This window comes from Pelagibius sp. Alg239-R121 (assembly GCF_947331435.1).
Classification (GTDB): domain Bacteria; phylum Pseudomonadota; class Alphaproteobacteria; order Kiloniellales; family Kiloniellaceae; genus Denitrobaculum.
On the sequence record NZ_CAMZOF010000001.1, the window covers coordinates 383,019 to 403,186 of the forward strand.

Below are 20,168 nucleotides of genomic sequence, written 5' to 3' on the forward strand. Positions count from 1 at the left end.
GGGACTACAGCCATGCCTGAAACATCTTTCATCGTCGTGTCTATTGCTTGCATTGGCTTCATCTTTGTCTCCTGCATCGCAACCTGGTTTGCAATCAGCAGGACGAGCGAGCTCCGGCAGCAGGTCTCCGATCTAAATCAACGGGTTGGCGCACTAGCGCACGCCCTCTCGGAAGCTGGGATCGCAAACCTTGAACTGGCAGTGACACCACCGCCGACCGCAAAGACCATGCCTGTGGAATCCGAATTACCGCCACCACCGGTCGTCCCGCGAGAAACGCCGAGCGAAATTCCCAAGGGAATCTGGACAAACAAACCCGTCGCACCGGTAGGCCTGCCAAAGGAAGAGTCCCAATCTGCAGAAGCCCCGGAATCAAAAGAGACGCCAGCGGATGAACCTGGTGCGGCTTCACCTTCTCTCTCCGAATCAACCTCCCAAGACGAGCATACCGATAATCAACCCCACGAGCCGCAGGCGGAAAGCCCGGCGCAAGAACAGATTGCAGCCCGCGGTGTGGCTGTTGATTTGGGAAGCAGCCGCTCGTTCGAACACGATTTCGGTGCCCGGCTGCCGGTCTGGATCGGCGGAATTGCCTTCGCGCTCGGAGGTTTGTTCCTGGTCAAATACTCGATCGACAACAACCTGCTCAGCCCACTGGTCCGGGTTCTGTTGGGCGGGCTTTTGGGTCTCGGTCTGCTGGCCGGCGGTGACGTCATCAGAAAACGTCCCAACTTCGCGAACGGACGGCGCATTGCCCAGTCCTTGTCAGGCGCCGGTATCGCCGTTCTTTATTTGGCGTTTTACGCCGCCACCAGCCTCTATCAGCTGATCTCCCCCGCACTTGGCTTTGCCGGCATGGCTGCCGTCACGGCGACGGCGATCGTGCTGTCGCTACGCCATGGAAAGCCGATCGCGTTGCTGGGGCTGGTCTTCGGATTTCTCACGCCGGCGCTGGTGCAGTCGAACAGTCCTTCTGCGCTGGTGCTCTTCGCCTACCTTCTGCTGCTCTTCGCCGGTGCGATGATTCTGATGCGCCGGAAAGACTGGTGGGATCTGGCCTTACCAACATTGGGCGCCAGCCTCGGCTGGGCGGTTATCTGGATTGCCTCTTCGTTTGGCGACGACATGCTGATTGTCGGACTTTTCCTAATTGCGGTCGCAGGCCTCGTCGCCTTCTTCAATCAGGGACACAGCCCGAAGACAGGGTCCGCGTGGCTTCCCGAGTTGGATCTGCGAACCGCATTTGGTTATCTGGGTCTCGGCGGCGCTAGTTTTGTAATGGCGGCTGGAGTCAGCTTTGCCGGCTTCGGTCTGACCGAATGGGGTCTCTCGGCGCTTCTTGCGCTCGGCGGGATATATCTGGCCTACATCGACGACCGGCAGTATCGGCTGGTGCCCTGGCTTTCGATGGCAGCCAACGCCTTTCTCCTGCTTTCTTGGCATCAGTACGACCTCGCCACCTACTGCGGCACACTGATGGCATTTGCGGCTATCTATGGCGGATGCGGTTATGGGCTGCTGTGGCGGGCGGACAAAGCCGTCCCCTGGGCCGGGCTCAGTGCTACGGCAAGTCTCGGGTATTATCTACTCGCCTACTACAAACTACACTTGGCACCGGTGTCGCAAGACACTGCGGTTCACAGCACTTTTATCTGGGGCAGCATCGCCCTGGCATTCGCGGCGGTCGCCATCTATTCGGTCCGCGCCATCCAGAAACACTTCAGCGCAGAACAGCAGAGAGAATATCTGCTGGCCATCTTTGCCGTAGCAGCAACGGCCTTCGTCTCGTTGGCGATGACCGTTCTTCTGGGTGAGAAGAACCTGCCGCTGGCCTTCGCTGCCGAAGTCCTGGCCGTGGCCTGGATCAGCCGCAGAGCTGAGATCTCCGTACTGCGCCCGGTTACCGGTATCCTGGCGCTGGTTTTTGCCGGCCTTTTGGTTCCGCAGATACTGCTTTTGGTGCAATTGACCGCCTTCAGCCTGATCGAGTTGAAACTTCCTTTGCAAGCGAGTGTTCCGATCGTTGAGGAGCCCTTGATCAGGTTGGGCCTGCCTGCACTGTTTTTTATCGGCGCAGCGGCCTTCCTGCGTCGTAAAACGGACGACACGCTGGTCCGCGGGTTGGAGGTGGCGGCAATCGCGCTGGGCGCGGTGATGGGCTACTACTTCACACGCCAGCTTTTGCATGTAGACGAGAACGTTCTTTACGTCAAAGCCGGTTTCCTGGAACGCGGCATCATCACGAATGTCTTATTTCTCTATGGTCTGTTCTGCTTGTGGGCCGGCCGGCGCTTCCTGCGCTCTGCGGTATCCTGGAGTGGCATCGTCCTCTGTGGCATCGCTCTGTTCCGGATCGGATACTTCGATCTGTTCCTTTATAATCCCATCTGGTCGCACCAGGAAATTGCCGGCTGGCCGCTGCTCAACGCGCTCTTGCTGCCGTTTGGCCTGCCGATCATCTGGACGCTGTTGGCCAAACGCGAGCTCGCGCTCTTTGGTGGAATTGGGCAAGCCGGCCAATGGATCCGCATACTCAAAGCGGTGCCCCTGCTGCTCGCGTTCATTTGGATCACGCTGGCTGTTCGCCAGGTCTTTCAGGGCAGCTTCCTGGATTCCTTTACCGCGGGAAATGCCGAGGTCTATAGCTACTCTGTCGTTTGGATTCTTTTTGGCGTCGGCCTGCTTTCTGCGGGCATCGCGACCCGCGACCAAACGCTGCGTTACGCCTCGCTTGGGATCATGCTGCTGTCGGTCTGTAAGGTATTTCTCTACGATACCGCTGAGCTGGAAGGGCTTTACCGGGTGTTTTCGTTCTTCGGTCTCGGCATTTCGCTGCTTGCGCTGAGCTACGTCTACACGCGCTTCGTCTTTGGTGGAAACGACGAGAACTCTAAACCGGATCAGGCCGCCGGAGAATCGCGGTGACGGAAATCCGAAAACACTATCGCTGCAACGGTACGGAAAGGTAACACCCGAATTCGGCACCGAGATCCGCGCTGACACGGGCATGGACCTTCCCCTGCTTATCGAAAAAGCGTTGCTGGTCGTGGACCGGGAAGATTCCTTCGTGCCAGATGCTGGGGTGAATGTAGAGGCCTTTGCTTCCATCGCACCAGAAAGCCACAACGTCCTCGGGCTTGAGGTCGTCACCCGGCAAGGCAAGCGGTACGACAAAGGGATTTCTTTCCAGCGGGAAGAACAACTGGCCACCGTCCGGATGATAGTTGAGATGCCAGAGCAAAACCCGGGTGCGGGGAACTGTCATTGCCTCTGCCGACGCCTGTTGCGGATCGCAACTCCAACCGAGCACGTAGTCGCCGCCAACCGCGTCATTTCGCCCGGTGAGGACATCGCCCTTCCAGAGGCCCTCAAAAATGCCTTCGGTCGTACCGGCCTCATCGCCGGTTCCCTCATCGACCGGGCGCCAACCCTGCGCCGGCCAGCGTGTGATTTCAACTTGGCAGTCTTCAGGTCGATCGACCAGATACCCGTAGCCTTTCAGGCTTTCTGTATTGGCTTCGATCAACGGCACCTCGACCAAAGGCAGTGAGGGTTTTTCGCTGGCTTCGAAGAGATAAGTGGGAGCGTTCGTCTCGACGGGGGTCGGCAGTGCGGTCATGGGACAGATCTCTCACGCGCGGTGGACTGATTGCAACGCCAGCATCTTACAGAATGTGGTCGGAAATCAACGAGCGCAAACGTGAGTAGAGGCGCTTTTTATCTGCCCGAAAGAAAGACAGCCGGCAGGTCTTCTGCTTTAGGCAGCGACCAGAACGCGCCGTTCCGCCAGCCGACCGCGGTCGGTCATGACTTCATAGCAGTCGAAATTGTGCTCTCGAGAGGTCGCAACCATTTCCTCGATATTGGCGGCACAGGGTTGGCGAAGGCCGTGATGTTCGATCAAGTCGCCAATGGGGGCATAGAAAATGCCGACACGCTGCAACAGGCGCAGCAAAGCCGGCTCCATGACCGCGAGCCAGTCTGTAATATCGTGCGACCGGCTGATCTCCATGATCGCCCGCATCAGTCCCAGCGTTATGTGTTGCATCACGACCGGCCTTCCGGGTGATTCACCACCATACGCGGTATCCGAAAAGCGGCGCCGGAAATCCCGGGAAATTGCAAAGCGGGAAACCTCGGCGGTCTGGGCCAACGGAAAACGCCGGCGGTCGGAAAAGGCCGGATCGTCGCTGAACTCCTGCAACGGAAAACTCCGCAGGGGCTCATTGGGTCGGTGCCGGACCAACCGCACGCCCCCGGCGACATTACCACTTGCCCGGTGAATCAACAGCCCGTGCAGCGAATGCCCATCGTAGATATCGCGCTCAAGGCCTTCCGGGTTTTTCGCCTCGTAGGAATTTTCAACACAATAGACCTGATAGCGAAGCTGGAATGCTTTTAATTTCAGCTCATCGGTCGTTGCTTCGACAACTTCGAAATGATGATGAAACAGATCGACGAGACGTATATCCGCCATAAAGAAAGAGAACCTCTTAAGACGACCGGAACATTAGTTCCAGCCTGGCCTGCGCCGATTTGGTGAATAAGACGCCGCAATGACCTGCAGCACCTGGGAAAGACGAGACGGAAGCACCAGGAACACGTGATCTGCTGTTAGCGGAAAACCCCGAGCGAGGATGCGCAAGACGCGCATCAGCTCTTCACCCCAAAGTCAGGAAACGATTCCCGACTGAAGAAACTACACCCCATGGTAGATATTACTTTCTTGTTCTTTTCTTGTATATGAAACTAGCAGAGGAGAGAAATATCGAGATGTGTTATTTTTGTGGTACTGAGTCGATTTTCTAATTATGACGGGTTTTTTACTTTGAATGAATTTTCTTTATTCTAAAACAGATTCAGAAAAGGCAAAGTAATTCAAATTATTCGGCCCACCTGGTTTTCACCATCCTGACTCAAAACCACCTCTTGTTCCATAAGGTTAGTCTTTTGAATCAAGGTAATTATTATGGTTAACAGGTTTTAATTCTCGCGCAGTCGGCCCAAATAATGCGAGAGGCCGGTGAAACCAATTTGCGAATTTTCGATAAGACTTAATTCCCGTTATCGCGATACTTGCTTAACAAGTTCGCCATCGCGGAGTTAAATCAAGTTCTAAACTTATATAATTATGGAGATTTCAGGCCAAATCCGGCCTGGAGCGCTGTCTTTTGTGCCGCGGATAACCAAAAATGGCCGCACGCATATGATAGAGTTATGCCGTTGATTCACGTCCTCACCGGCTCCATGAAAAACGATCAGGCTTGAACGCCGGGTCATTCATAACTGCTCGAAACTCTTAAAATCAGACCTTATGGAAGTTTGACACCGACTCTCGCTCGGCCGGAATCACCCGCGACGCATCACGCAGCGGCGGAGGCTGCGCGCTTACGTTCCCACTCAAGGGCCGTGCGCACGATCAAGTCGAGATCGTCATGCCGCGGAGTCCACCCCAAAACCTTACGGATGAGAGAACTCTCGGCGATAAGTGCAGGCGGGTCACCCGGACGCCGGGCATCGAGTTTCACGGGGAAATCGACGCCGGATACCCGTTTCACCGCGCCGATCACGTCCAGAACACTGCTGCCGTGTCCGTAGCCACAATTCATGATGCGCGATTCGCCGTCCCGATCCAGATACGCCAGCGCATCAATATGCGCCTGCGCCAGATCATCGACGTGGATATAATCCCGTACACAGGTTCCGTCTTCAGTCGGATAATCGCTGCCGAAAACGGTCAAGCCGGGACGTAATCCCACCGCCGCCTCCGAAGCCACCTTGATCAGGTGTGTCGCTTCCGGTGTTGATTGTCCGATACGCCCCTGCGGATCCGCACCGGCAACATTGAAGTAACGCAGGATCACGTAACTCAACGCCGATGCCGCGGCCAGATCGGAGATCATCCGTTCGCTCATCATCTTCGACGCGCCGTAGGGATTGATCGGCGAAAGCGGTGCCGTTTCGTCAACCATGCTGTTTTCGGGAATGCCGTAAACGGCAGCGGTCGAGGAGAAGACGATTTTTTCCACACCATGGCGCGCGCAGGTCTCAAGCAGGCCCAAGGTGTTTCTGGTGTTGTTACCATAGTACTTCAGCGGGTCGGCAACAGATTCAGGCACGACGATGTTCGCCGCAAAGTGCATGACCGCATCGAAACTATTGGCTTCGAATACGCTGTTCAGACGCTCCAGGTCGGCCAGGTCGCCTTCCACCAACGACCCCGCAAGAACCGCGTCCCGGCAGCCGGTCGAGAGATTATCGTAAACGACAGCTTGATGACCGGCTTGATCAAGCTGCAGAACAACGTGGCTGCCGATATAACCTGCACCCCCAGTCACCAATACACGCATCGTCGTGGTCGCCCCAGTTTGTTGCTGTTCGTTTGTCTCCGGCAGAGCCGCGCCCTGGCCGCGAGGATCATAACGCAGATTAACGGAAGAATCTTGTAGTCAGGTTACCAGAAATCGCCGACCACCGGCAGGCATTACTTTAACTCAAAAATAGCGCAGCAGGGATGGATCACTGCCGTGAAATCCGGGCTTGTAATCTGGCCCGTAATACACCGTCTGATTTGTGGATTTTGGTAGGCGGGGGTAGGAATCGAACCTCCGACTTCTCCCGTGTTGCAAGAGCGCTCTACCACTGAGCTACCCGCCTATTTGTCACCTGTGGCCGCGCCACGTCCTCAAACTCGAATCACTGAGCGCTAGAGGACAGTTTTTGTTATTGACCGCTTCAACCACGAACGCTCGCACTCTAGAATCAAAAAACGAATCTAATCTTAAACAACTAAGCAAAATTTCGTCCGGCGTCCCCTCTGCTCCGGACAACGAAAACCTGTGGAATCAGTTCACCAAATACCTTTGGCCGAGATAGAACATAGCCCCATATCCGATGACCGCTATGGCGACCAGCAACAACAGCGCGCAGCGTCCGCGCAAATTGGCCGGCTTTCGGTCTGAGCCCTTGAGTTGCTCGTTCTGCCCGGAAACCTCCGAACCGGAAATCTGCGGTCCGGTAATTTCCAACGACGCAGAAAGCCCGTCTGCCTGAGCCATTGAATTAATCCCATCGATGTCGGAGGCGCCTTGTTAACCAATTGAACCTCCAGATGTCAATGACATAGCAGCATTGCACAGCTCGGGAAGTGTGGAATTGGCAGCTTCAGTCCCGGCCGTAAGTGTCCTCGATTCGGATGATGTCATCCTCGCCGACATAGTCACCGACCTGGACTTCGATCAGATGCAGCGCCTCAGCCTGCTTGTTCGCAAGCCGATGAATCACGCCTTTGGGGATATAGACCGACTGATTCTCGTTCAGAGTCGTTTCCTCCTCGCCGCAGGTAACCGTGGCGACGCCCTTGACGACGACCCAATGTTCAGAACGGTGCTTGTGTTTCTGAAGCGAGAGAATACCGCCCGGCTTTACAATGATGCGCTTCACGCGAAAGCGCTGATCTTCGTCAATGTCTTTGTAGTTACCCCAAGGACGGTAGACCCGGCGGTGATGTATCGCCTCGCTCCGGTCTGCGGACTTGAGACTGTCCACGAGATCCTTGACCTCGCCTGCCCGGGCTTTCGGTGCAATCATCAAAGCGTCGTCGGTCGAGACAATAATCAGGTTCTCCAGGCCGATGGCCGCGATCATGCGGTCATCTTCCGCCCTGATGTAGGAGTCGGAAACGTCGCGCAGAAGATGATCCCCGGCGCAGACATTGCCTTGCGCATCCTTTTCGGCGATATCCCACAAAGCCGGCCAGGCACCAACATCGTTCCAGCCAATATCGGCGGGCACAACGGCCGCCTTGTGAGTGTGCTCCATCACTGCGTAGTCGATGGAGTCGCTCGGACAGGCCGCAAATGCCGGCTCATCGAGGCGGACAAAGTCCAGATCCCGGAAACTCTGTTCCAGCGCCAAGTCGCATTGTTCGAGGATTTTCGGAGCAAGGCGCTCTACTTCATCGAGATAGGTCTGAGCCGGCAAAACAAACATGCCGCTGTTCCAGAGATAATCGCCCGAAGCCAGGTAGCCCTCGGCGGTCGGCAGATCCGGCTTCTCGACAAAGGCGGAAAGCCCAAAGGCGCCCGCGTGCGAAGTCAGGACCTCCCCCTGCCTGATGTAGCCATAGCCGGTTTCCGGGTGGCGCGGTGTAATACCGAAGGTCACCAGATGCCCGCCGGCCGCGGCACCCGCCGCTTTGTCGACTGCCGCAGCAAAGGCCTGCTGATCAGCGACAACATGGTCGGACGGCAGCAGCACCATGATCGCATTGGGGTCTTCGCGCTGTAGCATCAACGCGGCGACGGTGACTGCCGGCGCCGTATTGCGCCCTAAGGGCTCAAGGACGATTGCGCGCGGCGAAACACCTGCCTGCTGAAGCTGTTCGGCGACAATGAAGCGATGCTCATTGTTCGCAATGATCAAGGGTGCATGATACCGCGTCTTGTCGGAGACGCGCAGCGCGGTATCCTGCAGCATGCTGTTGTCGCCCGACAGCGGCAGGAGCTGCTTGGGGTAATGCGCCCGGGACAGGGGCCAGAGCCTCGAACCGGAGCCACCGGAAAGAATCACTGGATAGAGTTTCGATTCGTTTGCCATTCAGCGAGTCTTCCTCAAATGAATTCCCTCTCGATAGCCCGACTCGGCTGCGCTGCAAGCTGCCGCATCGGGGAGAATATCGCAACTTCCTCCAAAAATGCATGGACGGAAATTCGAAAACAAACCTCATTGCCGGGATTAAGATTCAAAAGATTGTACGTCCGGGCCCCCTGGCACCGGCGAAGACTATCCGAATGAAGCTTGCAAATACTTACCGGCGGACGGCTTTCCGCCCCACATTTCCGTTAAATTCGAACCTGCTGCCCAACGCGTAAACTTCCATTGAAACCAATGTCAATTGCTGCGTCGCAACCGATGGCTCAGCGATCCGTCCGACACGATTGCTGAAATTCAAGGAGTCGGCGAGCCTTACAAATGAAGGTTTACGCTTGGTCGACTGCAGGTTTTTTGCGATATTTCATGGCTGTAGGTTGGTTATTTGATTACTCCCAAATCTCCGATTCGTTTCGATTCGCTCCGCGAGGGAGAAGGAGCTGCGGAAGACTGTTGAAAATTCTTACACCCTGCAATTCGCCGAATAGTGTACTGTTTTTATTAATCTTTTCTTTACTTTTTAAGACAGGTTGCAGCGATTCCAGACAGGGCGCGATTTTGCTGTGACAATTTATTGTCGGAACTTTTTACAACCGCACACGAACAATAATGCATCTCCAGGCTACGCTCTTGATTTTGAACAATTAATCAAACTGGCACACGAATTGCTTATTTGAGGGGGAAGTTCATTAGCGAGGGTAGTGAAATCAATGTCTAAGTTTAGCAAATTTTTGGGCGGTACCGCAGTCGCGTTAACGCTCTTTGCTGGCGCAACACAGGCGTCGGCAGCATTAGTGACCGAATGGGGTTACGTGGTAGAAAGTGGCTTTTCCGCTTTCGCTCCTCCGGCCCCTGATCAAACGTCCGCTCCCAACGACAGCACCAACAATGGCGTCGTCGGCTCCGTTCCCAATCCGGGAATCGGGGGTTTGCCGACAACTCTTTCCTGGGGTCTTGGCTCAAACGGTGGTCCGTCCAGTAGCCTGGTTGTAACTCCAACTGTTACCAACCCACCGAACCTCTTCACCAATGCCGGACCGGTTGCGGGTGCAGATATCACCCATAACAACAACATCATCACCGGTGACAGTATCGCACTCGACTCTGCGACTCTGGCTTCGACCTTGGTGCTGACACCGATCACGCCTCCGGGCCTTCCGATCGGTCCAGTTCCGATCTTGTTCAGCATTCTGTTTGAAGAGACCGAGAATGCCGGCGTAGGCGGCGGCGACTGTACACCGGGAACCGGTGGCGAGCCTTGTGCGGACATCTTCGTGCTTCAGAACGATCCTAACCTGGAGTTCAGCTTTCTCCTGGATGACTTCATCTACACGGTTGAGCTGGTTGTTGACGGCCTAGGCCCGCTGTCTGACGCAGCCTGTGCCGCAGCAGGCGAAGCCGCGGGTTGTCTCGGTTTCATCACTCCGGAAGAGCAAGCAACGACGCTGAATACATCCTTCACGATCTCGGCTCGTGGCGTTCCTGAGCCCGGCACCCTGGCCCTTCTCGGCCTCGGTCTGCTCGGCCTTGGTATCGCACGCCGCCGGAAGGCAGCTGCCTAAGTCAACTCCGACTTAGAGTAATCTGAAAAGGCCCCCCGCCTTCTTGGCGGGGGGTTTTTTTGTGTTCTGATTGAGGCATTTCGGGCAGTGAGCAACAAGACTGCACGGCAAGGCACTAAGGTACTTTGGACAGCGTTTAACTGAGTGTTGATATATTTTACAGTCCCATTCAACCCGATAAAGCGCTGTTTTAATTACCCTTTTTACTGTTCTGGACAATAATTCCGGTGATACTGCGCTGGCTGTGACTTTTTTGAGACTGGAATTTGTCGACGTATTTTACATTGCTGGGTTCGCCAAAAACCAAAATTCGCGTAAATCTTTGATAATCATTAGAAATTTTTCTTGGCATGCAGATTGCTTATAAAGTCGGGAAATTCACATTTGCTAGGATTCATCGTTATTATGTCCAAGTTTTCGAAGATTTTGAGCGGTACGGCGGTAGCCTTGACCCTCTTTGTTGGTGTCGGTCAGGCATCCGCTGCCCTGATTACGGAATGGGGCTACGTAGTCCAGAGCGGTTTTTCCGACTTTGATCCTGCTGCTCCCAATCAGGGCGCTGCTCCCAACGATACCACCAACAACGGTGTCGTGGGTTCTGCCCCTAACGCAGGTCTCGGCGGTCTGCCGACCGTTCTTTCCTGGGGTCAGGGAAGCGGTGGTCCTAGCCAGCTGTTCGTTACGCCGACGGTCAACAATCCGCCGAACCTCTTCACCAACGGCGCAGCTGTTGACGGCGCGATGCTGACGCATGCCAACAACACCATCTCGGGTGCCAGCCTGACGCTGACCAACGCGCAGCTGACTTCTACTCTGCTGCTGACGCCGTTGGCGCCAGTCGTCGGCGGACCGATCGGTCCTCTGCCGATTATCTTCAACATTCTGTTTGAAGAAACTGCAAACGCCGGTATCGGCGGCGGTCAGTGTACCCCAGGAACCGGTGGCACCCCTTGTGCAGACATCTTCGTGCTGCAGGATCCGGGCGCTCTGTCGTTCGACCTTCTCATCGATGATTTCATCTATACGGTTGCTCTGACAGCTGCCGGCCTCGGCCCGCTGTCCGACGAAGCCTGTGCCGCTGCTGGCGAAGCAGCCGGCTGTGTCGGTTTCATCACGCTGGAAGGTCAGGACAACGAGCTCCAGACTTCCTTCACGATCACGGCGCGCGGTGTTCCTGAGCCCGGAACGCTGGCTTTGCTCGGCCTTGGCCTGCTCGGCCTCGGCATGGCACGCCGCCGCAAGGCTGCCTAAGCCCACCCCGGCTTAGAGTTACCAAAGAAGACCTCCCGCCTTTGTGGCGGGAGGTTTTTTTGTGCCTTGAGTACGAGAGACGATGACGCCCCGGCCACTTGAGTGCCATAAACCACAAAGCGGTTGCAGCAAGACATGATCCGCCTCTAGGGCTCACAGCCGTGGCCATCTTCCATGCTTTATGAGCCGCACAAGTTCTTCAGGCCGAGACCTCAAGCTGTTGGTATGTAAGATCAACGACCGCCCGCGTCCAATCAGAACCGATTGAATGCTGCCCTGAGACTCACTTCATTCGGGGTTAAGGCGTCGTCGAGCTTTGCGCAGCGTCAGGGTGGGCGCCGGGATGGGCGTCGTGATTACGACCCGCGGCCGCGTCCCGCCATACTTGGGCGAAACCCGCCCAAACCGACCTCACGACGGTACCGCGATAAGACGCATCGGTCGGAAGCTGCGTCATCAGACGGGCGTGAGCGGTTCCCAGCGCGTGATAAGGCAAACCTGGGAAGAGGTGATGCAAGGCGTGAAACCGAAGGCCGACCGGGCATAGCAATAGATTGATCAGGCCGCCGAAAGGTACATTCACCGAGTCTTCGATCTGCTGCGAAAATCCCATAGCAGTCTCATCGCTGCGATAGCGATGGGTTCCGCCGACCGCACGCAACGAGTTCATTGTCCCGACAAAGACCAAGACCATGTACCAGACCAAAGCGACATCCAGCGGCAAAAACCCAAAGACCAGCGCAAGGACCACACCGGCGGCATAGAAACTGGCAAGAGTCTCCTCGATGACCCAGCGCTTTCTCTCGGTTCCGCGTGAAGGAACGTCACGGGTAAAATCCATTTTCAGCGCCATGGCGGACGCGCGCGTCGTCACAAAGGACCGCAGCGGCCTGGAGAGCAGCGACAAGGGCGCGAGAAGACTGAAACGCAGGGCCGACAAGGGTGGCAGCGTAAAGTTCAAAAGAAAGTGCGCCGCAATGTGCCAAGGCGCCTGAGAGGCGAAGGGCAGGTACTCCCCGTCTTCCTTCGTCCCATAACGGTTCTTGTTATGATGTGCCTTGTGAATCCCGTGATAGAGAAAATCGGGTACCAGCAGGGGAATGCCGCAGAGTGCATTCCACGCGATACGAAAACCCGGGACCGCCGCTTTCTGAAGGTGCGCCAGCTCATGGGTAAAACAAACCGAGCGATAAAGCGCGAGACCGGCAATCAGAATATAAAGCAGCTGAAGCTGCGACAGTGTTTCCGAGCCGACAGCCAGCGCGAAGGCAATCCAGCCGATGACAGCGCTCGTCAGAAAGTCCAACCAGTAGAGCCACGGCTTGGGTGTATAAAGATTCGCAACGATGTCACGCATTTCCTTGACCGAAGGCTCTCCGGCGCGTGGTATGCCCGCGCTGGCGTCACGCGTATCAGCAGTTTGTTGCATCAATTCGCTCGAAACGTTCCCGTCTGCCACCACGGACTCTGAAGCAGGCAGATTGACTTCGGATTGTCTCAACGAGTCGGACATGAATGGTACCTTGGCATCAATTGGATCACGGACTGGACTTTGGATTGAGCTTCAAAATGTTGGGCACTGGCACATTGACGACCAGAGAACTTCGCAAAACGCGCCAGCACAAAATGAAAACCGACACTACATGAATTAGCCCTAGCCGAAGAGATTTAAGCTTCTATAAAGATTTCGTTGGATCCAAGCCAATGCTCGTTGAATCTCTGTGACCTCTGAAGAACGGACGTTAATTTTGTATATCCTGCGGGCCGGAATTCGCGGCAAATGCCTCAAATTGCGGATAATGATGGAAAGTCATCGCGTGAACTCGAAAACCTCTGCGATCGCGGCCACGATCCTGACAGGCTGGATGCTGCTTACCGGCCCCATTGAACCCGCACAGGCTTCAAACCTCGTGACGCTTTGCGCACCTGAGAGCTCTCTCGACAACTGTCACTATCGCTCGTTTGGTGAAGCCATTGCGGCGCTTCAGGACGGAGACAGGCTTCAAATAGAAGCTGGCGAGTATCGAGAGGGCGCAATCCTTACCGCAAACCGCGTGACGATCGTCGCCTCAGAGGGCGCCGCCTTGCGGGATACTGCCGTAGACGGTAAGGCCGCGCTGGTCATTTTGGGGAACGATAACGTTATCGAAGGGCTGGAATGTTCCGGCATCGCCGTGCCGGCCCGCAATGGCGCCTGCATCCGCCTGCGCGGCCGAAACCTGACCCTGCGAAAGGTTTATTTTCACGACAGCCAGCAGGGACTGCTATCGGGAGGCGAGGTTGGCGAGGTTGTCGTCGAGGACAGCAGATTCGAGCGCTTGGGTTCCGTCGGGCGGGCACACGCCATCTACATGAGTGGCGGTGATCACCTGATCGTACGGCGAAGCCATATCCTGTCGTCAAAGGATGAAGGACATGAGATCAAGAGCCGCGCCCGCAGGACAACCATTGTGGACAGCGAAATAGGGTCTGGCCTTGGCCGGGACAGCCGGACCATAGATCTGCCCAATGGCGGCGAGATAACAATTACGAACAATATCATCCAAAAAGGCTCGAACAGCGTTAATCCAGACCTGATCGGCATCGCTTTGGAGAGAGACGTAAAACCGCATCCGGAAGGCAAGATCATCATTTCCGGGAATACGCTGATCATGGATCGGCCCGGCCGCGTTCTGCACTCCCTGGTTCCCGCCGAGATGACTGGTAACTTCATTGTTGCTGGCTCACCCCTTGGAGGGAATGAATGGTACCCAGACCGCTTGGCCGCCGGCCTGCCCATTGCACCCGCCCTTGAGCGCGTCGTGCTGGACGCCGGCAGCCAGGATGACCAATACAAGCGGACTTCGCAGTCGGAAGAAGACGCGGCCCTCGAGAGAACGGATTTATCTCAGGTCGACGGTGTTTTGGCATGGCGAGGCCACGCGCTGACTCTGACTTCGCCTGAGGTGTCCGTCGTCACACTGCTTTCGTCTCAACCCGGCAAAACAGCTTCGTTCAACGATCTTTACAGCCTTATTGAACCCGACAAAAGTGACACGTGGTCTTCAGCACACGACCGGCAAACGGTCGTGCTCAGCGCCATCAAGACTCTCCGCAGGAAATTCCGGAACGTCGACAACTCCTTTACGGCCATGACGTTCAAACCCGGCGAGGGCATCGTCTGGGACGAGAAGCGATAGGTCGGTCAGACTCTAGGGCCAATACGATGCCTGCCCAGCAGAATCAAACCGGCATACCAGACAAAGGCCGCTGTTTCATAGAGTGGATAGTGCCACCAGTGCCTAAAGGGGCTGCGTCCCCAGGCTCCGGAGACTCCGCGAGCAGCCACTTTGATTCCCATCGAACGAAAGGCCATAAGTGCCCGGGGTAAATGCAGACGATCTGACACCAGGAGGGCGGACGACCATCCGTTTTCGGACATAATCCTGGCGGAATTCACGGCATTTTCGAGCGTGTTGCGCGACGCCCCCTCAATCACGATCCGGCTGGGGTCGACACCGGCTTCAATTGCCATCCGGCGCATCACCTCCGCTTCGGCCGGCGGATGGCGTCCCAGGCCGCCGGTAAACAACAATCGATCCGCAATACCTTCGTGATACAGCTCCAGGCCGCGACGCACTCTGCGGTCCAAAGTCGGACTCGGGCGGCCGCGAGACCAGACCGCGGCACCCAATACAACAATCACATCGAATCGCCGCCTCTTTCCTCTCAGCAGCTCGTCTTGTGCCATCGGTATTTTTCCCAGGAACGGGTCACCTTGGGCATCTCGTTCAATTGGCCAGAGTCCGATCGTTTATCTCAGAATCAGAGGAGAAAGTGAACCAACCTCTAGATCATGTTGTTGGAGGGCGATACACTTCAGCAAGAGCCTCAATCTAGGCGCAGGGTGCCTAGCCGCCGAGCTCGCTCAAAAGCGCACGCGCATCCGCCTCGGAAGCGAAGCCACTGTGTGCCTTGAGCAGATCATTGAGCTTGGATTTCGCATCCTCGACCCGGCCCGTCTCCTTTAACGCAAAGGCATAGTGAAACTGAACCTCAGGGTCCTTGGGTAGTTTCGCGCTGGCATCCGCCAACATCTCCACGCCCCGCGCCGCTTCGCCGCGTTGGACGAGAATCCAGCCCACCGTATCCATGATCGCCGGCAATCCAGGTGCGACCTTCAAGGCCTCTTCGCCATACTCCAGACCCCTGGGATCATTCTTTTCCTGATACAGCCAGGCCAGGTTGTTCAGGACAATCGGATTACCGGGATTGCTCTTGTTCAAAATCTCATAGTTCATGAGGGCATCGTCGTGATCGCCCGTTTCCAACTGTACTCCGGCCAGAACCAGGCGCGATGCCCTGTCATTTGCATTGGCTTCAACCCATGTCTTGAGGGGTGGCGCAGCCTCCGCCTTGTCCATCACCTGTGTACGGGCTCGGAACAAAGCGATGGCCAGAGGACCACTGGGACCCTTTTCCCATGCGGCTTCGTAAGCCTTTACCGCTTCCGGAAATTTTCCGCCCTGAATGAAAACGTCTGCCATCAGCTGATGACCGTCCGGCGCATCCGGGAGTTTGTCGCGCAGGGCCTCAGCTGTTTTCGCTGCGGTTTCCAGATCGCCCTTGCCGATATCGATTTCCACAAGTGCGCGATGAGCATCGCCATTGTCGGGCGCGATCCGAAGCAATTCTTCATAGGATTTGCGGGCCTCGTCGACATTGCCTGCAGAAGCCTGAGAGCGGGCCAGCAAGAACCGCCCGTTTATATAGGCGGGAGCGAGCGTAACCAGTTTCTCAAACTTCTCGGTCGCGACGTCAAACTTTCTTTGGCCAACATAAACCTGGCCAATGGCCTGCAAAACGCGTGGATTCTCGCCATGACGCTTTTCCAAATCCTCCAGAATCGGGGCCGCTAGATCGAATTCGTCCTGGCTGGCATGGTAATTGGCAAGACGTAACGGCGGAGCCACGGCCTCTGGATTGGAATCGATTGCCTTCTTCAGCCAATCAACCGCCCCATCTGAATTTCCGGCCGTCGCGTCCATCTCCGACAAGGCGATCATGGCGTTGACGTAACCGGGCTCCAGCTCGAGGATTTCCAGGTACCGTTTGCGGGCGTCCTCAGGCTTGTTCTCCACCATGTCCAGGCGCGCAACGTTCATTCGCGCCGGCAGATAGTCTGCATGTGCCTCGATCGCCTCTTCAAAGACCTTTCGTGCTTCGGCCCTTTCACCCCTTACGCTCAAAGCACTGCCAAGCAGGTTGAAAGGAATCGGACTCTCCGGCAGATCCTTGCGAAGCTGTGTCGCGACCTCCAGAGCCTCGTCGAGTTTGCCGGTTCTGATCTGCATCTGGGCAAGTATGATCTTCGATGCAGAGGCATCAGGACCACCGATGTCGGGCGATGCTTCCAGCACGTTGATGGCTTCTTCGGTCTGACCCGACCGCAAGTGACTGACTGCGAGACCACGTGCGATTTTCACGTCTTCGGGTGCCAGGTCTGTGGCGCGATCCAGATAGGTCGTGGCCTCCGAATAACGCTGTGCCCGCAGATAGGCCTCGCCGAGCATCGCGAGAGCCTGCGGATCGTCCGGCCTGGCTTCGGCAAGGGGCTCGAGAATGCCAAGGGCGCGGTCCAGTTCACCCTTCCGCAGATAAGTTGCCGAGAGGATTTTTTTCGCCGGCACATAGTCTGGAAACCGTGCAAGGTAACCGGTCAAATAGCTTTGCGCCCGTTCCAATTCGTTGGTCGCATAACTGATCGCGCCAGCCAGATAAAGCGCCGGCGCAAAACTGTCGAGATAGGGACCGATCTCCTGAATGGCGTCACGCGCAGCTTCAAAGTCCCGGGCCTTGGTCAGCACGAGCGCACTTAGATAATGGGCTGTCGGATGCCGGGGGGCGAATTGCTTCACCGCATCCAGATCGGCCTGTGCTTCCGTATCTTTGTTTTGGGCGATCAGGGACGTCGCCCGGCCGAGCAAAGCCGGGATGTTGCTGGCGCTGAGTTGCAATACCTTATCGAAACTCGCGATCGCACCGTCAAAATCACTGGCAAAGCGGCGCAGTTCAGCCTTAACCAACAAGGCATCGACCGAATCCGGGGTCAGGGCGAGCGCACTGTCGATCTTCGCTTCGGCTTCCGGGAACTTCCGCTCGGCGCCGTAAATACGGCCCTGCAGTATCTTCGCCCGCGCATCCTGCGGACTGAGCTCGGCGGCAGCATTCGCCTCTTCGATCGCCTGATCGAATTGCGAAAGGCCGAGATGTCCGCGCCCTCTGATCAGCCGTACATCGGTTTCAAAGGCAGTGTCCCGGTTGCCGGTTTCGACCTCAGCCAGCGCTTCGGCGAATTTTCGCTGCTGCAGATAAGCCTGCCCCAGAGGGATGAGAATCGTATCCCTTGCGACACCTCTGGTCTCTGCCGCTTTCAATTCCTTTTCCGCCGATGCGCCGTCGCCGATCTGCACGTAGATCCGGCCCAGCAGCATCCGCGCTTCCACGTTGTCTCGATCCTGCTGTAGTGCATTTTTCAGCTGAATGATCGCTGGATTGAGCTGTCCCTGCTGAAAGTAGACCAGCGCCTCCTCGTAGTAGGCAACGGATTTACTGCTATCAGTTGCCGCTTGCAGTGAAACAGGCGCAAGCAATGCCAAAGTCATTGCGACGGTCGCCAGCAGGCGGGTTCGCTTCGTTCTGGGTTCAGATCGGTTTGACATATTCTTGTCCCTGCTCATTCGCTTTCGGGGTCATTTCGTAACCTGACATCGGTCACATCGCCTTCTCGGCGCTCAAGTCTGCCTGATGATAGATCATTCGAGGTTCAGCTGTCCTGAATCTGAACCTATTCGAGGATAATCCGTTGATCAAAAGGACGCGAGCCATCCAACACGCCAAGTGAGATGTAAGTGCACCAACTAATTAAAACAATACAATATCCTAATATCTTAACACAGTTTGGATCAATCCGCGTCATCTGCTAATCCCGGATCGCAGCCTCCTTGCCGGCTAGATCTTCGTTCTTCTTATCAGCCTCCGAGGCGACGGAATGATACCGGCCCGGCGATATCAGTTGTTCAGGGTCGATGGCATGCTTGATCTTATTCACGGTTTGCCAAAAGACCGAGCCCTCATGGGCAGTATAAAGTTCCATCGACTGCAGATTCATGCGATAGGGCAGAAATCCGCGATTTTTCCCTTCTTCGAAAAGCGCCCGGTAGCAAGCCTGAGCGCGTTCCTGCTCCACAGCAGGGTCGAAGAGTATGGGCACGGTGCTGTCAAAACAGCGTTCAGAGATCGTTGTGAGGGTAATCAGGGGATTGATTCCGAACCGTGGGCAAATCTCGTTCACCATATCGACGTAATTCCGCGCTGCGGAGGCCGTCATGGGGACCAAAGGCGCGTACCACATGATGCCGCAACCGTCCCGGGCGGGATCTAATGCTGACGACTTGGCATTTTCGGGGTCAGCTGAGGGAGCCCTGCCGGATTTCCAGTAGGCCAGTTTCAGCGCCGTTTCCCGGGGCCGCCCCAGCAGAATATCGAGAGTCTCATCGAGCGTTCCCAGACGTTCTTGCAACACCCGGCCCGCGGCGCCCGGCAAGAGCGAAATCATCCTGTGCAAGATCCCGAGGTTGGTTTTTGAGAAAAACCGCAATCCCTTGGCTTTCGGCCCCAGAACACGCTTCACGCGACGGCGCATGGCCGGAACCGTCTCCTTCGTTCCATAGAGAGCACCAACTCCGAACCAATGAGGGAGACGGCGGCGGCGGGCCATAGAGTCGACCACCGATGCCGGGATCGCCTCTCCAACGCCGACCTCGGCCTGCGGATAGGGCTCAATCATCGACAGCACCCTGAGCCGGTTGAGGATATTGATTGCGCTCAGGCCGTCTCCAAGGCTCTGACGAAGCGCCCGTGCGGCCTCGACCGCGCCTTCCAGATCCTCGTCCTTCGGCAACTCAAAAACAAAGAGCTCGACCTTTTCCGGAACGCGCGCCAGAGCAATGGTCATCTGGGTCACAATCCCGAGGCTCGACTGGGTAAAGATTCCATCCAAATAGGGACCGACACCCCATTTGTAGGCACCATCCACACCCGTGCCGCCCGCCTCTGCGATGGCGGACTGGTAGATTTCACCGCTTGGAAGAACCGCACGGAGTGCGGTTACAGCCGAAAAATGATCGCCGTGAGGTGTGATGCCGTAACCGCGCTCAAGCGCATTCCCCAAAAGACTACACGTGGGCCCAGCGCCGGTCACCGGCACCAGGAACGGCAGATCCCGCTCATCCAGATAGTCCCGTAGCTGCTGTTGGGTGACGCCCGGCTCCAGCGTGACCAGTCCAAGGACCGGATCCAGATCGAGAATTCGATTCATGCCGCTTAGATCGACGACGACACAGTTGTCCGCGGCCGGCGTCGCACTGCCGTAACCCCAATTGTGCCCCGTGCTGATGGGATAGAGCGCTAACTTTTCCGCCCGCGCGGTTTCGACAACTGCCGCCACTTCGGTCTCGTTGCACGGTAGTACGGCGGCCGAAACCTGCCTCGTCACCCCAATGCAGTTTTGGCTGTAAACATCGCAGTCACCGTCAAGGCGCACGGAACCAGCGCCCAGGGTCTGACGCCACGTGGCAATCGCACGATTGAGAGAACTTGAGCCGGACATCATAGGACTCCGCAAAGCGGAAAGAGTGAAGAAAATCGTGGCCTGGGCGAAAG

Annotated in this window: 13 protein-coding genes and 1 tRNA gene; 4 read left to right on the forward strand and 10 right to left on the reverse strand. The window is 56.4% G+C overall.

Annotated elements, in window-relative coordinates:
- Window positions 1–12: 12 nt before the first annotated feature.
- A complete protein-coding gene (locus tag QMZ18_RS01665; RefSeq protein WP_282604488.1) occupies window positions 13–2,925 on the forward strand; it encodes a DUF2339 domain-containing protein in 2,913 nt (970 codons plus the stop codon).
- Between the two features lie 16 nt (window positions 2,926–2,941).
- Here QMZ18_RS01665 and QMZ18_RS01670 read toward each other — a convergent pair whose 3' ends face one another.
- The 6 genes from QMZ18_RS01670 to QMZ18_RS01695 form a co-directional block, all read right to left on the reverse strand.
- A complete protein-coding gene (locus QMZ18_RS01670) occupies window positions 2,942–3,619 on the reverse strand; it encodes an ureidoglycolate lyase (protein WP_282604489.1) in 678 nt (225 codons plus the stop codon).
- A 138-nt stretch (window positions 3,620–3,757) separates the two neighbouring features.
- Window positions 3,758–4,477 carry a PEP-CTERM/exosortase system-associated acyltransferase gene (locus tag QMZ18_RS01675; protein WP_282604490.1) on the reverse strand — a complete coding sequence of 240 codons (720 nt, stop codon included), beginning with the start codon at window positions 4,475–4,477 and terminating at the stop codon, window positions 3,758–3,760.
- A gap of 886 nt (window positions 4,478–5,363) precedes the next feature.
- Window positions 5,364–6,350: a UDP-glucose 4-epimerase GalE gene (gene galE, locus QMZ18_RS01680; protein ID WP_282604491.1), complete on the reverse strand. Its 987-nt coding sequence runs from the start codon at window positions 6,348–6,350 to the stop codon at window positions 5,364–5,366.
- A 231-nt stretch (window positions 6,351–6,581) separates the two neighbouring features.
- A tRNA-Leu gene (locus QMZ18_RS01685) sits at window positions 6,582–6,657 on the reverse strand.
- 188 nt (window positions 6,658–6,845) lie between these two features.
- Window positions 6,846–7,058 carry a hypothetical protein gene (locus tag QMZ18_RS01690; RefSeq protein ID WP_282604492.1) on the reverse strand — a complete coding sequence of 71 codons (213 nt, stop codon included), beginning with the start codon at window positions 7,056–7,058 and terminating at the stop codon, window positions 6,846–6,848.
- A gap of 106 nt (window positions 7,059–7,164) precedes the next feature.
- The gene (locus QMZ18_RS01695) at window positions 7,165–8,598 is read right to left on the reverse strand and encodes a mannose-1-phosphate guanylyltransferase/mannose-6-phosphate isomerase (RefSeq protein WP_282604493.1); all 1,434 of its coding nucleotides are present in this window, start codon (window positions 8,596–8,598) and stop codon (window positions 7,165–7,167) included.
- Window positions 8,599–9,362: 764 nt separating this feature from the next.
- Here QMZ18_RS01695 and QMZ18_RS01700 point away from each other — a divergent pair.
- Together QMZ18_RS01700 and QMZ18_RS01705 are read left to right on the forward strand one after the other, a co-directional pair.
- Window positions 9,363–10,214, forward strand: coding sequence for a THxN family PEP-CTERM protein (locus tag QMZ18_RS01700; RefSeq protein WP_282604494.1), 852 nt, complete (start codon window positions 9,363–9,365; stop codon window positions 10,212–10,214).
- A 405-nt stretch (window positions 10,215–10,619) separates the two neighbouring features.
- The gene (locus QMZ18_RS01705; RefSeq protein ID WP_282604495.1) at window positions 10,620–11,465 is read left to right on the forward strand and encodes a THxN family PEP-CTERM protein; all 846 of its coding nucleotides are present in this window, start codon (window positions 10,620–10,622) and stop codon (window positions 11,463–11,465) included.
- A gap of 298 nt (window positions 11,466–11,763) precedes the next feature.
- Here the strand turns inward: QMZ18_RS01705 and QMZ18_RS01710 are convergent, their stop codons facing one another.
- Window positions 11,764–12,978, reverse strand: coding sequence for a fatty acid desaturase (locus QMZ18_RS01710; RefSeq protein ID WP_282604496.1), 1,215 nt, complete (start codon window positions 12,976–12,978; stop codon window positions 11,764–11,766).
- A 304-nt stretch (window positions 12,979–13,282) separates the two neighbouring features.
- Between QMZ18_RS01710 and QMZ18_RS01715 the strand changes: the two genes are divergently transcribed.
- Entirely contained in the window at window positions 13,283–14,644 is a 1,362-nt protein-coding gene (locus QMZ18_RS01715; RefSeq protein WP_282604497.1) for a right-handed parallel beta-helix repeat-containing protein, read from the forward strand.
- Window positions 14,645–14,649: 5 nt separating this feature from the next.
- Here the strand turns inward: QMZ18_RS01715 and QMZ18_RS01720 are convergent, their stop codons facing one another.
- From QMZ18_RS01720 to QMZ18_RS01730, 3 genes are all read right to left on the reverse strand, one after another.
- Window positions 14,650–15,195 carry a YdcF family protein gene (locus tag QMZ18_RS01720; protein ID WP_282604498.1) on the reverse strand — a complete coding sequence of 182 codons (546 nt, stop codon included), beginning with the start codon at window positions 15,193–15,195 and terminating at the stop codon, window positions 14,650–14,652.
- 160 nt (window positions 15,196–15,355) lie between these two features.
- Window positions 15,356–18,166: an XrtA/PEP-CTERM system TPR-repeat protein PrsT gene (prsT, locus tag QMZ18_RS01725; RefSeq protein WP_282604499.1), complete on the reverse strand. Its 2,811-nt coding sequence runs from the start codon at window positions 18,164–18,166 to the stop codon at window positions 15,356–15,358.
- Window positions 18,167–18,426: 260 nt separating this feature from the next.
- On the reverse strand, window positions 18,427–20,115 hold the full coding sequence (locus QMZ18_RS01730; protein ID WP_282604500.1) for an FAD-binding oxidoreductase: 1,689 nt from the start codon (window positions 20,113–20,115) through the stop codon (window positions 18,427–18,429).
- Window positions 20,116–20,168: the final 53 nt, after the last annotated feature.

Coding starts and splice junctions, on each gene's coding strand:
- QMZ18_RS01665 (WP_282604488.1), top strand. CDS start 13: ATGCCTGAAACATCTTTCATCGTCGTGTCTATTGCTTGCATTGGCTTC.
- QMZ18_RS01670 (WP_282604489.1), bottom strand. CDS start 3,619: ATGACCGCACTGCCGACCCCCGTCGAGACGAACGCTCCCACTTATCTC.
- QMZ18_RS01675 (WP_282604490.1), bottom strand. CDS start 4,477: ATGGCGGATATACGTCTCGTCGATCTGTTTCATCATCATTTCGAAGTT.
- galE (WP_282604491.1), bottom strand. CDS start 6,350: ATGCGTGTATTGGTGACTGGGGGTGCAGGTTATATCGGCAGCCACGTT.
- QMZ18_RS01690 (WP_282604492.1), bottom strand. CDS start 7,058: ATGGCTCAGGCAGACGGGCTTTCTGCGTCGTTGGAAATTACCGGACCG.
- QMZ18_RS01695 (WP_282604493.1), bottom strand. CDS start 8,598: ATGGCAAACGAATCGAAACTCTATCCAGTGATTCTTTCCGGTGGCTCC.
- QMZ18_RS01700 (WP_282604494.1), top strand. CDS start 9,363: ATGTCTAAGTTTAGCAAATTTTTGGGCGGTACCGCAGTCGCGTTAACG.
- QMZ18_RS01705 (WP_282604495.1), top strand. CDS start 10,620: ATGTCCAAGTTTTCGAAGATTTTGAGCGGTACGGCGGTAGCCTTGACC.
- QMZ18_RS01710 (WP_282604496.1), bottom strand. CDS start 12,978: ATGTCCGACTCGTTGAGACAATCCGAAGTCAATCTGCCTGCTTCAGAG.
- QMZ18_RS01720 (WP_282604498.1), bottom strand. CDS start 15,195: ATGGCACAAGACGAGCTGCTGAGAGGAAAGAGGCGGCGATTCGATGTG.
- prsT (WP_282604499.1), bottom strand. CDS start 18,166: ATGTCAAACCGATCTGAACCCAGAACGAAGCGAACCCGCCTGCTGGCG.
- QMZ18_RS01730 (WP_282604500.1), bottom strand. CDS start 20,115: ATGTCCGGCTCAAGTTCTCTCAATCGTGCGATTGCCACGTGGCGTCAG.